12 protein-coding genes and 1 tRNA gene are annotated in these 16,045 nt (G+C 62.3%); 3 read left to right on the top strand and 10 right to left on the bottom strand.

The window, feature by feature from the left end; translation table 11 throughout:
• Positions 1 to 621 precede the first annotated feature (621 nt).
• The 6 genes from LV476_RS01975 to LV476_RS02000 form a co-directional block, all read right to left on the bottom strand.
• Positions 622 to 1,311, bottom strand: coding sequence for a hypothetical protein (locus LV476_RS01975; RefSeq protein ID WP_250072749.1), 690 nt, complete (start codon positions 1,309 to 1,311; stop codon positions 622 to 624).
• Positions 1,312 to 2,896: 1,585 nt separating this feature from the next.
• Entirely contained in the window at positions 2,897 to 4,507 is a 1,611-nt protein-coding gene (locus LV476_RS01980) for a YfjI family protein (protein ID WP_250072750.1), read from the bottom strand.
• Positions 4,504 to 5,019, bottom strand: a complete 516-nt coding sequence (locus LV476_RS01985) for a hypothetical protein (protein WP_250072751.1) — start codon at positions 5,017 to 5,019, stop codon at positions 4,504 to 4,506. The genes LV476_RS01980 and LV476_RS01985 overlap by 4 nt, the downstream gene beginning before the upstream one ends.
• A gap of 235 nt (positions 5,020 to 5,254) precedes the next feature.
• A complete protein-coding gene (locus tag LV476_RS01990; protein WP_250072752.1) occupies positions 5,255 to 5,482 on the bottom strand; it encodes a hypothetical protein in 228 nt (75 codons plus the stop codon).
• Between the two features lie 353 nt (positions 5,483 to 5,835).
• Positions 5,836 to 6,894 (bottom strand): tyrosine-type recombinase/integrase, encoded by a 1,059-nt coding sequence (locus LV476_RS01995; protein ID WP_250072753.1) that lies wholly within the window; start codon positions 6,892 to 6,894, stop codon positions 5,836 to 5,838.
• Positions 6,895 to 7,020: 126 nt separating this feature from the next.
• Positions 7,021 to 7,107, bottom strand: a tRNA-Leu gene (locus tag LV476_RS02000).
• Between the two features lie 139 nt (positions 7,108 to 7,246).
• Between LV476_RS02000 and LV476_RS02005 the strand changes: the two genes are divergently transcribed.
• Together LV476_RS02005 and LV476_RS02010 are read left to right on the top strand one after the other, a co-directional pair.
• Positions 7,247 to 7,582 carry a DUF3301 domain-containing protein gene (locus LV476_RS02005; RefSeq protein WP_250072755.1) on the top strand — a complete coding sequence of 112 codons (336 nt, stop codon included), beginning with the start codon at positions 7,247 to 7,249 and terminating at the stop codon, positions 7,580 to 7,582.
• 11 nt (positions 7,583 to 7,593) lie between these two features.
• On the top strand, positions 7,594 to 7,935 hold the full coding sequence (locus tag LV476_RS02010) for a DUF3024 domain-containing protein (protein ID WP_250072757.1): 342 nt from the start codon (positions 7,594 to 7,596) through the stop codon (positions 7,933 to 7,935).
• 55 nt (positions 7,936 to 7,990) lie between these two features.
• On the opposite strand, the gene LV476_RS02015 is transcribed toward LV476_RS02010, so the two are convergent.
• Positions 7,991 to 9,721: a DEAD/DEAH box helicase gene (locus LV476_RS02015; RefSeq protein ID WP_250072758.1), complete on the bottom strand. Its 1,731-nt coding sequence runs from the start codon at positions 9,719 to 9,721 to the stop codon at positions 7,991 to 7,993.
• A 332-nt stretch (positions 9,722 to 10,053) separates the two neighbouring features.
• Here LV476_RS02015 and LV476_RS02020 point away from each other — a divergent pair, with 332 nt between their 5' ends.
• Entirely contained in the window at positions 10,054 to 11,943 is a 1,890-nt protein-coding gene (locus LV476_RS02020; RefSeq protein WP_250072767.1) for a mechanosensitive ion channel family protein, read from the top strand.
• Positions 11,944 to 12,026: 83 nt separating this feature from the next.
• Here the strand turns inward: LV476_RS02020 and grxD are convergent, their stop codons facing one another.
• From grxD to LV476_RS02035, 3 genes are all read right to left on the bottom strand, one after another.
• Positions 12,027 to 12,365, bottom strand: a complete 339-nt coding sequence (gene grxD, locus LV476_RS02025) for a Grx4 family monothiol glutaredoxin (RefSeq protein ID WP_058575875.1) — start codon at positions 12,363 to 12,365, stop codon at positions 12,027 to 12,029.
• 94 nt (positions 12,366 to 12,459) lie between these two features.
• Complete coding sequence (locus LV476_RS02030; RefSeq protein WP_250072768.1) at positions 12,460 to 14,064, bottom strand: GGDEF domain-containing response regulator; 1,605 nt, start codon at positions 14,062 to 14,064, stop codon at positions 12,460 to 12,462.
• Between the two features lie 163 nt (positions 14,065 to 14,227).
• Positions 14,228 to 15,997, bottom strand: coding sequence for an N-acetylglutaminylglutamine amidotransferase (locus LV476_RS02035; protein ID WP_250072770.1), 1,770 nt, complete (start codon positions 15,995 to 15,997; stop codon positions 14,228 to 14,230).
• Between the last annotated feature and the right edge of the window lie 48 nt (positions 15,998 to 16,045).

The raw sequence follows: 16,045 nt of genomic DNA on the forward strand, positions 1-16,045 counted from the left end.
ACGCATCTCGTCTGGCGAGATGATCCTTCCCACACCGTTGGTGTGTTCAGGAGGGGATTGCGTGCATAAAAAAACCCACCACCTGAGGACTTGAGTTGAGAGTCAGATGACGCGCGGCAGCTGTTTGGTCAGCTTCCGCTTGCGAATGGAATCCGGGATGCAAAAAGCCCCCGGGGCTTGTGGCCTGGCTTGGATGGGATGAAGCCAGACGGAGGCCCGGGGGCGTATGATTGAACTAGGCTACGTTGTGCCGGATGGCCATTCAAGCGGCCGTTTCACGGAGCCCATGAATGGTGATGCGGGAGTCTGGCTGGGTAGTTCGAGAAAGTAGATTGATGATCTGGGAGGCAGGAATGAGCGATCTTTCATTGGCAATCATCGTGACGGGATGTGTGGTCCTTCTCATTGGCTTCGCCTTGAAGCGTCTTGGCTCCTGGATGGACAAGAACCGGGCTCGGTTCGAGCGAGAGTTTCAAAAGCTCGAGCGCGGGAGCGGGAAGTAGCGGTGCATTGCCAATGCGCCCTGTTGTAACAGCTGAGTTGCAACATCCTATGTGAGAGTCACAGGTAACTGTCACAGTCACAGTGAGTGTGACAGTGACAGGTTTGGCTACTAAGGCGTCAGGGCTGGTCTGTCTGGGCCTTGAAGGTCCCCAGCCACGGCAGGTTGTCTGGAGAAGAGGCCGGCCAGGGTTGGCCATTGCTGTGTTTCAGCCACACGCGCTTGGCTCGGCGGAGCATCTTGGCGACTTGTGTTCGCACGCCGGAGTGCATCGGTCGGCGCAACAGCGACCCCTTAAGGTAGGACCTCATGCGGGAGGGGTCGCCGCTTCTCCCGGCCGCCTGAGCGAGCGCAGTCACGTAGTTCGCTTCCAGCTTCTCGACCTGAGGCGCCAGACACCAGGTCCACCGGCTGCCCCCTCCATGCTTGCGAGGGCGGGTCAGATGCATCAGCACGTAGTCTCCCCACGTGATCCGATCCTTGTGAGCATCTTGGAGTGCCTCCTGCTCCTTGACCGCGCCCTTGCCGGATCTCGTCACCAGCAGCACCCATCGAATTTTCTCCCGCCCGCTGGCATCTGGTGGCAGTCGTGCGCCGATGAGGCGTGACGAGCACCGCCCCTTACGCTTTCGGTGTTGCCGAGCCGCAGGAGAAATATCGACTTCGTAACGGACAACGAATTTCTCCACCAGACGCTCCCACTTCTCGATAGGCACGTCGCCCATTACGTAAAGCGGGTTGGTGTGAACGGCTTTCGAGATGGCGCGCTGCGCCTCGACTTGCGACGGATACAGGACTTTCATGCTCATGGGCAAAGTGTAGCGCATCAATCGCATAAGTGATTGATGTAAAAACGCGATGATCTTCGATCATCATCCTGTAAATAATGTTCCTAGCAGCGGTTCGCTGTGGGTTTTTTCTTGCCGACAATCCCTCGCGAAGGGCCAACCTGAGGCCCGGTGGGGTCACCGCCAACTTTCGGTGGCTGCCACGCGACGATTTGGTGGGCACGGCCGCGTGACTGGCGGTCTCCCGATGTCGTTCAACGGGACGCCATCGGGGAGGCCGCCAACCTCACGCCATGCCAAACAACACACCACGGGCTGTACAGCCCCAGGGGACTGCCAATCCCCAGGCCGAGGACTGCCAACCTCGGCCAGCGTCACTTCGCGCCCGTTACGGGTAATTCCGTTCGGCGGGTGCAAGGGAGGCTCCGGCGAGTAATCCCGCTCCCACGTGGAGCGGAGTAATCCGCCGGTTCTATCCCATCCCGCGATCCGGCATGGATCGACCTGGGATGTTGGGTGACTCGGAAACGGACACGGGGAGGAAATGCCCCGTGATCCTGTCCCGGCAAGATCAGGTAGCCAGTCCTGACCTGGGGGTGCGGGAAACCGCGCAACCAGTGCCACACACGTGGGCCGTCCACGCTGTCCGTGAGGGCAGCGCCGGGTTCACGCAGCGAGTGCTGCGGGGAGTCCGGTGTACCTGTCGGTGAGCCATGAGGGCAAAGCCGATGGGGCAGGCGGGAGCGTAAGCGTGTAACGGCACCGTTCGGGTGCTGTGTGGAGCTGTCAGAGCCGACTAGGGTAGCGACCTGCGATGTTTGCAAAGTCACACGGGCGTAAGCGAGCCGTTGTGGAGCATTGGGCCGCCGAAAACCGCAAGGATGAGCGGTGATGGTATCCGTGTGATGACGAGCAACTAGGCGCTGACAGAGTGATGCCGACGACTAACGAGGGAAAGGGCCGAGAGGGTCGGGCGGTTGGCACCGTTCGGCACGGGAGTAACGATCCCGAGAAGACCTCGACGCCTGGAGAGCGATCCGCGAGTAGGCGAAACCTCGATCTCGAAAGGATCGAGGGAGCCGGGCAGTCCGCGACGGATTGGCCCGGCACTGTCAGGTGGCACTGGCAGGCCGAAAGCGGGCGGTGACGTGAAGGTGTGTCTCCGGGATTGGCGTCCCGTTGGCATGTTGGCGTGCGCAGGCAGGTGGAACTGTCTGTGCATACAGTGCATCCGGCTTGGCCGCCGGATTAACCAATCAATTTAGGAGGTTGAGATGACCAGAAGTAGGGCTGTCTTCGCGCCACGCAGTGGCTCGGCGGCATGTTTCTTGAGACCGGCTCGATGAGCCGAGTGACGATCCATGACGATGACGTACCGTCATGAACCAAACCCACCTTGCCTTTGGCTTGGTGGGTTTTTTTGCTTGAGCCGGGAAGGCGAAGAGATGTTGGAAGATTTAGAAGGGCGTCTGCCCTAACCCCGTACCCCCTCCCTCAGCGAGCCCTGGCAATAACAGCACAGCTACGCATGACTGCCGAACCTCATCGGTTTTGAGGCCGACATGTGTGTGACTGGCCGGCCAGCATGGTGATAATTCCGCACTTCTCATGCGAGCATCTCGCCATCCTTTCCACGCATCTCTTGTGCAACTCGCGCAACTCGCGCAACGCCATGTCCGGGTGCGGTTCCTGGGCGCGCTTTCCCTTGCGAAACACGCGCAGGTCGTGGAGGTAGATTCGTGCGCGCATCCTCCTCCTGCTCGCTGTGCGCGCTGTTGCGCATCGGCGTGACGCCCCTTGAGGTGTCGTCTTGCGCGTTATGCGCGTCTTGCGCGGGACGAGAATACTCTTTGGTTGTGCCGAAACTTTCTTTTTGGCGCTCCCGTTGCTCGAGCAGACCGTCGGCGAGCAGCTCCTCGAGGACCGCGGTCAGGTCCTTCGCCTTGATCCGTTTTGCGAATATCTCGCGCTGAATCATGGTTCGCGTGACCCATCTCCCAGCTGCGATACCGTTGAGTATCTTTTGTTTCTGTTCTCGACGCTTCTCCGATTCGATCCGCTGGTTCATGTCTTGCCCGAATATGAAGCCAACGGACTCTCGGTGAAACCGCGACCAAGCTAGAGCGGCCCGCATGTGCGCTGCCGAGATTACGTCGGTCTGGTCGGTCATGGCGAGCAGGCCGGCTTGCCGTAGGGTGATTGGTGCGCGACGTTCGAGCAGTGCAGTAACAATTGCCGTTGAACCATCACGCCGTCGCAGATCAGGGTATGCCTCGCGGTACATTTCCCGCGCCTCTTTGGAGAGCTTGATTGCGGTGGCGCACTTGGTGCGCGGGTAGTCACCAAGGGCGAACTTGATCACGTCCCTGGTTTGAACTGCTAGCCGGTGTACTGCTTCGTCTGGCGTCGGCTCAGGGAAGGGGACTAGGCAAGTGCGCTCGGCGAAGATCATCAGGAAACGATTCATCAGGCCGTTGAATGCTGCGGTGGCATCCATTCGAGCCCGCAATTCGTGAGGAGTGATCGCCCCATGGATGGCCACATGAGGTTCGGTAGCCCAGATGCTGGCTGACTTGGTGGCCGGTTGGATTGATCCCCCGTCGAACAAGTCCCGGATGGTCGGGCTAAGGGTGTTGCCGTCACGCTTGCCTTGCTCAAGCAATTTGGCGAACTCTGCTTCGATGATCAGAAGGCGCTTGTCATTAATCGGCGCATGCTCTGTTTTCCCGAGAGTGAAGCCGTCATGAACCTGTGCCGCGAGGCCCTCGCCAGTCGACAGCCCGCCGGAGTGAATCCGGCCGGCGAACAGCGTAGGCGTGACGACGGCGCCCTCTTCATCGGTGCGCTGCGTCGGGTTGCCGTCCATCATTTCTCCGACGGCGTAACGAATGCGCTTGACCAGCGCCCAGCTCTCGCCCTTGGCCGCAACCATGGAACGGCCGACGTGCAGGCCGTTGATGAGCAAAGGGTGGGTCTGGTCGCCCACGGAAATAAAGTGGTGGCGGCCCACAGCAGCGGAAAGCCACGTTAGAAAGGCCAACGCCACGCTTGCCCGGTTTGGTTCCCGCCCCATTGTTGCCGCCCTTGCTACGTCGCCCACGAGGCCGTGGAACATGGCGGGGTCTGGCTTTGGAGGTGCGACGGTGTAGTCGCGTTCGTCTAGCTCTGACTCGAGCGGATTGGAGGTCAGGGCTTCGGCTTGCTCTGCGATGCTCATGCGAGAAAGCCTCCCGCTTGGATCATGTTCCGGATTCGTTTTTCCGCATCGATAAGCGCTTCCAGGTCTGCGTCGTCGAGCCATCCGTCGCGTCGGATCTGGGCTGCGGCTAGAGAGACGATGATCACGTCCATGGCCAGAGATTGGAGTGCCTGCGTCGCAGAGAATCTCGGTCCCTTGTGTGGCGACCGATTACCGTCGGTGCGAGAGTGTCGCAGGTGCTCGGGAATCAGTTCGATTGGCTCGAGCCCGAGTCCTCGAAGGACCTCGCTGTTACTGCAGCCGGCTCTGCAGTGCATCAGTACGATGCCTTCTTGCGTTTCGGAGACAAGCAGGCTGGGGTGCTTATCCTCGTGTTGTGGGTTGGCGCAACGGCAGACCATCGCCCGGGCTAGGCCCGGCGCCGGCTTAGTCTCTCGAGATGCGTCAACGCGGACGAGGATTTCGTCGAAAGGTGAGCTATGATGACCATGTGTGTGGCGGCCCTGCTCTTCGGAGTGGGGTTTTGTCATTTCTTGACCTCCCTTTTCTGCTCCTTCTGCTCCAGTTGCCCCGTCTCAGAAGGGCGGTGGGGTAGTGCGTTTGCCTGGTAGATGACGAGGCGACGGGGCGCTCTATTGCCGGGCAGGCGGGTTCTAAGAGGGGGCATAGCCTCTGGTCTTTCTTCGCTGTGGATCGCGATCCGCAGAGATCGCCACGCTTCACAGCGGCAGATCTCGGCTGTGAATGGATGACTAGTGGCATTGCTCATGCGTCACCTCCATCCATCCATGTGAAATAACCGTTAACGTCGATCAGGACTCGGCGGCCTATTCGGCGGATGTGCGGGGCGAGGCCGTTCTTCTCAGCGCGTGCGATCTGCATGCGGATCGCTCCGGTGGAGAAGGGAACAGACTGCATGGTAGCCAGCTGCCTGACGGTGGCAAATGCCTTTGCCGGCGCGGTTTCGGGGTGGGGAATGTCTGTTGTTTGCATTGGATGACTCCTGGTTTCTGATGTGTGCAGGAGCCATCTTGGTGTTTCGGTTTTAATGAGTCGTCCTAAAAATAAAGGGCGACTCTATTCCTAGGAGCGCTTGGCTGACGGGTAAGTCAGCGTGCTCGTCACAAGGGATTTTTCTGCTTTAGACGGCCTGCGCTTAGCCTCGGGGTCATGCCATGCTTGGCTTTGTGCGGAAGCCGGAGGCGGGCGGTTCGAAATGCTCGAAGGGGAGATGGCTGGACGGTGGCAGAGTCAGTCCCCGCGCCTGTTTACTTGCGTGTGGAGCAGGTTGTCAGAGGCGGCAGGCGCCCCTCACGCATTATCACGCCTGAAAAAGGCGAACGCGATCAGGTTTTGCGTTCGTCACCGAAGACACTCGCGTTCATGCGCTCGAGCACACCTACCGTGTGCTGTTCGCTCAGGTGGCTGTATCGGGCGACCATGGCGAGGGTCTTGTGCCCGAGCACGGCGGCGATCTCCGATGTGGTCGCGCCGTGCATTGCCAAGTAACTCGCGGCGGTGTGCCGCAGATCGTGGAACACGAAGTCTTCGATCCCGGCATCTTCCAGAGCCTTCCCCCAGGCGCCTCGAATGTCCATCGGTTTGCGCGAATCCTTGTAGCTCGGGAACAGCAGATCGGTGTCGATCCGAGGCGCTTGGCGTAGGTCCTTGAGTCGGTCGAGCGCCTCACCGATCAGCGGGACGGCCCGGCGCTCGCCGTTCTTGGTGTCGCCCAAAACGATCACGCGGCGGGATAGGTCTACGTTGTGCCAGGTCAGGTTCATAACCTCTCCATGCCGCATGCCAGTCGAGAGAGCCAGCGTGACGATGGTGTGAAGGTAGGGGTTGGGGCTCGCGGCGGTCTGCTCGAGTAGGGCGGTACGCTCCCGGTCGTCAAGGAACCGGACACGACCACGCGGCTCGGGGCGCTTGCGGACCTTGCGGACGGGGTTGTCCTCAAGAAGGTGCCACTCGCTCGAGGCGACGGTGCAGACGTGAGAGAGGGCGGCGAGGTAACGGTTGACGGTGCTACCGCTCCGATCCTTGGCCAGCTCGTCGCGCTTCTCGGCGATCAGGGCAGGGCGTAGACGGTCGAGGGTGGTCTTGCCGATCTCCCGCTTCCACCAGGCGAGCTGGCGAACCTGGTCGCGCTGGGTGCTTGGCTTCTTGTCCGGCAGGACCGTCCCGAGGTAACGGTCGATCAGGGCGTCGACGGTATTGCGTCGGCGTTCCTGGTGCTCGAAGTAGGTTCCGTCAAGAATCTGCTTTTCGACCTTGGCCGCCCAGGCATGGGCGTCGGTCTTGCGCGGGAAGGTCTTGTTGACGACGGGGTAGCCGGTGATCCGCACGCGGGCCTTGTAGCGAACCTGCCCGGCCTTCGTCTTGAGCTTGGTCACGGTAGCCATCTGATACCCCCTGAAACGGCCAGTTACAGGGGGAGGATATCAGCAAATTGGTACCTGCTTTGGTACCTTCAGGGGGTGTGGTACCTAGGTTGCATCAGGCGGCATCGCCTAACTGCTTGTTTTTACTGGTGCCGAGGGTCGGACTCGAACCGACACGGGTTTTACCCCGGCGGATTTTGAATCCGCTGCGTCTACCAATTCCGCCACCCCGGCAGGGGAGGCGAAAGTTAGCGTAACTGTGGTACAAAGGCAAGCTGTCGGAGCGCCACGAGCGTTGTCGGCATGTCGAATAACACGCTCGTCCGAATGACCCCGCCTTGTCGGGGTTTTCTCGTCAAGGAAACGCCAATCGATGTGGACCCTCGGGGACCTTTTCATCCTGATCCTGGTAATTGCCGCTGTGGGCATCTGGGTGCGTCACGACCAATTCCGGCGACGTGCTTTGGGGTTGGCCCGTCGGGCGACCGAGAAGGCTGACGTTCAATTGCTGGATCAGAGCGTCAGTCTGCGGCGGGTCGGTCTGGCCCGTGACGACCGTGGCTGGCCGCAGTTGACCCGTCGCTTCGGGTTCGAGTTCTCGCGCCGTGGCTATGACCGCTTTCGCGGCCACGTCGATTTTGCCGGCGATCACGTCGCCGAGGTCGAGCTCGATCTGGGCGATCCGCACTGGCGCCACGAACGCGACTGATCGGGTGCCGCATGACCTGGAATGAACTGGACCGCCGCCGGGCGGAAAGGCAGGTGGAAGACTTCGTCGAGTCGCGACGTCCGCCGATCGCGATGCGCGAGCAGCTGGATATCGGGTACCGACTGGACGGCCGCGAGATCGAGCTGTTCGAGTTCCGTCGTTCGATGCGCGGCCACCGGATCGAGGAGGACTTCGCTCGTCTGGTCTACGTGATGTCGCGCTCGGTGTGGAAGCTCTACTGGAAGCCATCAGGTGCACGCTGGCGGCGCTATTCGCCGTTGCCTGAAGCGACACGGCTCGACGAGTTGCTGCAGGAAATCGACGAGGATCCCAACGCCTGCTTCTTCGGCTGAGAGGGGCCGGGAATGCCGCAATCAAAAAGGCCGCCCTCGGGCGGCCTTTGCTGTATCAGCGGCGGTCGAACTTGCGCTTGGGCGGGCGCCCCTTGCCAGGGTGGCCACCCGGACGCGGCCGGCGGCGCGGCCGTCCTGCCGGTGCCGGGCCCATGCCCTGCAGGGCGAGCTTGATGCCGAACAGATGAATGTTCGACAGCTGCTGGATCAGGCGATCCGGCATGCCGGCCGGCAGGTCGACGAAGCTGTGATCGGACTCGATCTCGATCGCGCCGATCTGCTTGCCGTGGATGCCACCCTCGTTGGTCAGCGCACCGACGATGTTGCCCGGCGTGACACCGTGCTCGCGGCCTACGCTGATGCGATAGCGGATCTTGTCGGAATCGTCGCGCGGGCCACGATCGTCTCGGTCGCGCTCGCGCATTGCCGGCGGCGGGGTCATTTCCTTGATCTGTTCGGCGATCACCGGGCGGTCCTTCTGCAGCAGGAAGGCAAGTGCGCCGGCCACCTCGGCCATCTCGATGTCGTGCTCGTTCTGGTATTCGTTCAACAGCTCGACGAACGGCGTCAGGTCCTCGGCCTCGCGTACGGCCGTGATCTGGTCCTTGAGCTGCGCACTGCGACGACTGGCAATGTCGGTGGCGCTCGGCAGACGCATCTGCTCGATCGGCTGGCGCGTGGCGCGCTCGATGGCCTTGAGCATGCGTTTCTCGCGCGGGGTAACGAACAGGATCGCCTCGCCCGAGCGACCGGCACGACCGGTCCGACCGATACGGTGCACGTAGGCCTCGGTGTCGTAGGGGATGTCGTAGTTGATCACGTGACTGATGCGCGGCACGTCGAGGCCACGGGCAGCGACGTCGGTGGCCACGACCAGGTCGAGCTGCCCGTTCTTGAGCTTGTCGACGGTCTTCTCACGCTCGGCCTGACCCATCTCGCCCGAGAGGGCTGCGGCAGAGTAGCCACGCGCAGCCAGCCGCTCGGCCAGTTCGTTGGTGGCCTGACGGGTGCGGACGAAGATGATGCCGGCATCGAAGTCCTCGACCTCGAGGATGCGGGTCAGTGCATCGGGCTTGTGCATGCCCGAGACCGGCCAGAAGCGCTGACGGATCGACGAGACGGTGCTGGTGGTCGCCTTGATCTTGATTTCCTGCGGGTCACGCAGGTGACGCTGGGCGATGCGACGGATCGGCTCGGGCATGGTGGCCGAGAACAGGGCGACCTGCCGTTCGGCCGGCACTTCCGCGAGGATCGCATCGACATCGTCGATGAAGCCCATGCGCAGCATTTCGTCGGCCTCGTCGAGGACGACCATGCGGATCTGGTCGAACTGCAGCGTGCCGCGGCGCAGGTGATCCTGGATGCGGCCCGGCGTGCCGACCACGACGTGCACGCCACGATCGAGCAGCTTGCGCTGCTGGAACATGGCCTGGCCGCCGTAGATCGGCGCGATGTGGAAGTCGGGCAGGTGGCGCGCGTAATTGGCCATCGCCTCGGCGACCTGGATCGCCAGCTCGCGGGTCGGGGCCAGGACCAGCATCTGCGGCGCGCGGATCGAGGTGTCGATGCGGCTCAGCAGCGGCAGCGAGAACGCGGCCGTCTTGCCGGTGCCGGTCTGGGCCATGCCGATCAGGTCACGGCCTTCGAGCAGCGGCGGAATGCTCTGTGCCTGGATCGGCGAGGGGGTTTCGTAGCCGACGTCCTGGATGGCCTGCTGGATGGCAGGGTTCAGACCAAGATCGGCAAAGCGTACCGAGGGTTGCTCGGTGGCGGGAGAATCGGACATGGGATGCTCACAATGGGCGGCGAATGCCGCAAGAAACACGGGCGCTTGGCCCTCACATCAGAGCGTGTCCCGGGGTGTGCGGGGGCTCTCTGGCGGGCTCGTGGCTCGGCGGAATCCGGGAAGCGGAGCCGATCCATCGGCGCAGTAGATCCCGGGAAGCCGAGCAGTATAACTAGCTATGCGACGTTTGTCTCCAACTTTCGCGCCGAGCGCTCGACAAGCCGACGATGGAGCCCTTGCGCTGCTATGTTGACGTCATGTACGCCGTTCGTATGAGTCGTAAATCGTATCGGAGCTGGCCTGCCGTGGTTCGGGGGCTTGAGCGGTTTTCCATGACCCGCGGCCATTCGCGGCAGCGAACCTCTGCCCATTTGTCGCTCTTCGCGACGTTGCGGCGTTTAGCTCGCGTGTTGGGGATTGCCGGGGTGCTGTTGCTGGCTACGCCATTGGCAGCAACGCCAACCGGGGCGTTGAACACGTCCGGTGCCACGGAAGAGTCGGGCAAGAGCGGCAAGGAAAGCGATGAGCCGCCGAAGGTGGATCTCGACTCACGTCTATATGGTGATAACGGCGAATTGCGGGACCCGGCGATCGGGGATCTCGACAATCCGCGCGGCACGTTGATGAATCTTCTCATGGCTGCCGGAGGCGGGGATTACAAACAGGCAGCAAAGTCCCTGCAATTGCCCGGGGACACCACGCATCAAGAGGCCGCGGACCTTGCTGGCAAGCTCACCTACGTGCTGCGTCAACGGCTCAAGCTCGAGGAAGACGTGTTGCCGAATAAGGCCGACGGCTTGCGTAACGCCGAGCGTGAGGAGGGACAGGAGCCACGAGAGTCGATCCTGTTGAGCACCTTTAAGGTCGCCGGCGAGCAGGTCCCGGTTCGGCTCGTGCGAACGAGCGCTGACGATGAGGTCCGCTGGTTGTTCGATTCGGAGACCGTTAAAGGCACGCCGGTGCTTTACGACAATACGGGCATGGGGAGACTCATTTCGGTGTTCCCCTTCTATCGGGTCAAGTACGAGTTGCTCGGGACCGGTTCGTTCCGGTTGGCGTTGGCGGTAGCGACGATCATAGCCAGCATGCTCCTGGCGTGGGCCATTCGAAGCGTGGGGCTGCGACTGACAGGGCGGCTGTTGCCCAAGCGTGTCGTCAAAGACTGGTTGCCGTTTCTGCAGCGCTACATGGGCCCGGGGTTTCTCTCCCTCGTCTTTTTCTTCCTGCTCAGTACCGTGTTCCGACCCTTGGTTCTGTTGCCGCCTCAATGGAACGATCTGTACGACTCGCTGGTATATGTCGGCGTGGTCGGCTCGATCACCTGGCTGTTGATCAATATGGTGCGCATGTATCTGTCTGCCTACGGCGCGCGCAAACTGCGGCGCCTAAAGGACAAGAGTGTGTTCCTCGCCCGGACCTATGACACCAAGATGACGGTGCTCAGCCGGTCGATGATCGGGGTGATTTTCTTCATCGGTATGGTCGTGGCCCTCTCGACTTTCGACTGGTTCGCCTCGCTGGGACTTTCGCTGCTCGCCTCGGCCGGCCTGATCAGTGTCGTGATCGGGATCGGTGCGCAGCGAACGATCGCCAACCTGTTTGCCGGGCTTCAGATTGCCCTTACCCAGCCGATGCGCATCGGCGACATGGTGATCTTCAAGGGCGAGTGGGGCTATATCGAGAACATCACCTACACCTACGTGGTGATTCGCATCTGGGATCTTCGTCGGCTCACCGTGCCGAGCACCATGCTGATCGACGAACCGGTTTATAACTATTCGTATGCCGACGAGGAGGGTGACCTCAACATCTACGGAGAGGTTTATCTCTATCTCGATTACACCGTGCCGATCGACCCGATCCGCGAGAAGCTGGCCGAGTTGGTCAAGGGTGACGACAACCACGACGGCGAGGTCGCCAGTGTGCTGGTTACTGATTGTCGCGATTGGAACATCGAGGTGCGAGTGTTGGTGAGTGCGACGGATGGGCTGGCAGCCTGGTACTTGCGCTGCAAGGTGCGCGAAGGGCTGATTCGCTTCCTGCAGGAATACGACGAGGGGCGTTACTTGCCACGCTCCAGGGTCGTGCTCGAGCGGCAGTCTGCGGAAGATCAGCCTGACCGGGACAAGTCGGAGGCGGCAAAGGAAGAGACGCCACGGCAATCCCAGGAAGAGCGCCGCGGGGTAGGGGAGCGCCCCGACGATCTGGGTGAGGAGTCGTGAGCCGTTGAATGCCCCCGGCTATCGGGACAAAAAAAACCCGGCCGAATGGCCGGGTTCTCGTTTTCGAGGGGACGGGCTCGCCGTTACTCGCCCTTGTCCTGCTCCGCCTTCGCGGCCGCTTCCTCGAACAGCGGCTTGAGCTCACCGCGCTCGTACATCTCGATGGTGATGTCGGCGCCGCCGATCAGTTCGCCGTTGACGTAGACCTGCGGAAAGGTCGGCCAGTCCTGGTAGCTCGGCAGGGCCTGCATGATCTCCGGGTCGGCCATGACGTTGACGTAACCGAACGGAACGCCACAGGCCTTCATCGCTTCCGCGGTGCGGCTGGAAAAGCCGCAGGTCGGGAACTGCGGGGTGCCCTTCATGAAGATCAGGATCGGGTTTTCCTTGACGAACTGGTCAATGCGCTCGAGAGCATCCATGGTGATGGCCTCCAAATCGGTGTCGCTGGGAACGAAGGTGTTCGTTGCCCATATAGGACCATATTGGTACCGATTTGGCAAGATCGCGGCCGGGTCAGTGCTCGTCGACGTGCCCGATCTGGACCTGGTTCCGGCCCGCCTGCTTGGCGCGGTACAGGGCGGCGTCCGCCGCATTGATGATTTCCTGCGGGGTGACGTGATCGGGATAGCAGGCCACCCCGGCACTGAAGTGGCAGTGCAGGGTCTCGCCCGATTCGGTAGTGATCTCCAGTTCAGCGAACTGCTCCCGCAGGCGGTCGATCAGCGTGGCAGCGGCGTCCACCGGCGTGGCGGGTAGGACCACCATGAATTCCTCGCCGCCGTATCGACCCACGCCGTCGTACTTGCGCAGACGGGTGTTGAGCAGGGTGGATAGCCGGCGGATGACGCGGTCGCCGCTCGGGTGGCCGTAGGTGTCGTTGATGGTCTTGAACTTGTCGATGTCGATCATGACGACCGACAGAGGCTGTTCCTGTCGGATGGCCCTATCGAGTTCGCTGTCGACCATCTCGGTAATTGCGCGGTGGTTCAGCAGCCCGGTGAGCGAATCGGTGCGTCGCTCGGCCCGGGCCTGGCGATAGCGCTGCGCACGGTAGCGGACCATGCGGATCAGGTCGTCGCCTGCGATCGACTTGTTGAGAAAGTCGTCGCCACCCTTGAGCTTGGCTTCCAGCCGGTGCTGGTCGCGCTCCTCGGTCGACATGAACAGGATCGGCACGTCCGACAGGCGGGGGTGTTCGCGAAATATCCGTGCCAGATCCACGCCGTCCATTTCCGGCATGTACAGATCAAGCAGGATCACGTCCGGCTCCTTGCCCAGTGCGGTTTCAAAGGCGGCCTCGGGGCGGGTTTCGAACAACAGCTCCACATTGGCATGGGCAAACTGCTTGCGCCAGTAGACCCCGGCCGTGGCCATGTCGTCGACCAGCAGCACGGTGATCTGCTCGTCGTCGCATTCGTAAGCGCGTGCGCCGGTCAGCAGGCTGTTGAGCCGTGCCGAGTCGATCGGGTGGGTGATGACGTGATCGATCCCGGCCCGGACTGCGGCGGCACGGATGCCGAAGTCGTCCCGCTGGCTGATCATCAGTGACTGGGCGCACGACGTCATGCGCTTTCTTAGCTCCTGAAGCCGTTCGAGCTCACGTTCGTGGTCGGCACCGCTGGTCGCGAGGTAGATCAGCAGGCCCGTGTGTTCCAGCAGGGCCGGGTCGGGGTTCTCGAGATTGATCGGGTGGGCGCCGAAGCCGCTGCGTCGCAGCGAATCGTCGAGCACTTCCGGGATTTCCCGGCTGCCCGTGTACAGCGCGATGGCCTCGGGGGTTTCTTCCCGGGTGCGCTCGATGTGCTGGGCTAGACGGTCGAAATAGCGGATCAGGCGATTGAGGCGCGACAGGTCGGCCGAACCCTGGGCGTGTTCGCGGGCGATTTCCTGATCGATCCGGTTTAGCACCCCCAACAGTACGCGCAGTTTCTGCTTGCGGGCACGCTGGATCAGCTCCTGGACCTGGTTCTGCAGATCGGCCAGCCGGGTGGGGCGTCGCGCGGTGGGATCGTCGACCGTCGAACGGAGGGAGGCGGCCGCCATCGGCCAGTCCGCCGCGTTGCCCTTCCACTGCGGCAGGTCCATCGAATCGGACTCGATCAAGGCATCATCGGGCATGGCGAACTCGTTCCGTTGAGTTGGGTAGTTGGTCCCATTCAGGACTCTAACGCAATCGGTGACCGACCTGTACTACATCGTTCCGACTGGATGTAGTACAGGTCGGCCGCGTAAAGCCACCCTTGCCACGGTGGCCGGCATGCGGGTTGTTCCGAGGGGCGCGTCAGGACACCCCTTGCTCCTGAAGCCAGAGCTCGAAAACGGCCAGGTGCCAGATCTTCGCCCCCTGCAGGCGCGTGAAATGTCGATCGGGCTCGGCGAGCAGCTTGTCCACATAGGCCGGCTCAAAAAGCCCGCGTGACCGTGCGGTGTCCGAGGACAGGATCTCGCGCATGAACTCCAGGAACGGACCGCGCACGAACTTCAGCGCCGGTACCGGGAAGTAACCCTTGGGGCGATCGATCACCGAGTCGGGAATCCGGCCGCGGGCGACGGACTTGAGGATGCCCTTGCCGCCCTGTGAGAGTTTCTGTTCCGCCGGGATGCGCATGGCCGTCTCGATCAGGGTCGTGTCGAGAAATGGCACGCGCGCCTCGAGTCCCCAGGCCATGGTCATGTTGTCGACCCGCTTGACCGGGTCGTCGACGATCAGCGTGCTGGCATCGAAACCCAACACCCGGTTGGCGAACGAGCCCTCGCCGTTGCCGGCCAGGCCCTGTCGGACCAGTTCGCTGGTCGCATCCGGGCCGCGGAACCGTTCGGTGACCATCGCCATCAGTTCCTTGTGGCTGCGGTCGAAGTAGTAGGGCGCGAACCGCTCTAGGTCGGAGCCCTCCGCTTCCGCCATCTTCGGGTACCAGAAGTAGCCACCGAAGACCTCGTCGGCGCCCTGGCCGGACAGCACGACCTTGACCTCGCGGGCCACTTTCTCTGAAAGCAGGTAAAACGCTACCGCGTCCTGGCCGAACATCGGCTCGTTCATTTCGCGTACCGCCTCGGGCAGGCGGGTGAGCACCTGCTCGTTGGGCACGTGGAAGCGGAAATGTTCGGTCTGATAGCGCTCGGCGACCGGATCGGCGTACTCGAACTCGCTGCCTTTCTCTTCCGGCTGGTCCTCGAAGCCGATGGTGAAGGTCTTGGGCGTCACACCGGCCTCGTGGGCGAGCGCGACGATCAGCGAGGAGTCGAGCCCACCGGAGAGCAGCACGCCCACCGGCACATCACTGATCGAGAGACGCTTTTTCACCGCATCGAGCAGCCGCTGGTGGATGATATCCGGCCATTCCTCGGCCGGAACGTCGTGATCCTCGGCGGTATCGATGGACCAGTAGCGCCGCAGTTGGCGATTCCCGTTGCGATCCACGCGCATCCAGTGTCCCGGCGGCAGCTTGTTCACGCCGCGGAAGATGGTCCGCGGCGCGGGCACGACCGCATGCAGGGTGAACTGGTGGTGCAGGGCGGCCGGATCGAAGGCGGTATCGACGTTTCCCGCGGCCAGCAGGGCGGGGATGCTGGAGGCGAATCGCAACGGTCCGTCGCCGACGGTGTGATACAGCGGCTTGATGCCCTGGCGGTCGCGGGCGAGGAAGAGGGACTCGTCGCGCATGTCCCAGATGGCGAAGGCGAACATGCCCTCGAGCCGTTCGACGGCCGCCGGCCCCCACTCGCGGAAGGCGGTGAGGATCACCTCGGTATCGCCGGAGGAGGCGAAACGATGGCCAAGGCTCTGCAATTCCGCGCGCAGGGCCGGGTGGTTGTAGATGGTGCCATTGAAGACGATCGCCAGGCCCCGCTCACGGTCGACCATTGGCTGGTGGCCGTGGAAAGAGAGGTCCAGGATCGACAGGCGTCGATGGCCGAAGGCGAGCGGACCATCCGAGAAGCTGCCCTCGTGATCCGGCCCCCGGCGTTCCAGCCGGCTCATCATTCGCCGTACTGCCGTCAGGTTGCCGTCACGCGCGCCGGTTTCCAGCCATCCGCAAATGCCACACATCGATTCGCTCGCCTGTCGTTTGGTTGGGGGAGGGAGTCTAGCGCAAGG

It is taken from the genome of Guyparkeria hydrothermalis (assembly GCF_023555385.1).
GTDB lineage: Bacteria > Pseudomonadota > Gammaproteobacteria > Halothiobacillales > Halothiobacillaceae > Guyparkeria > Guyparkeria hydrothermalis_A.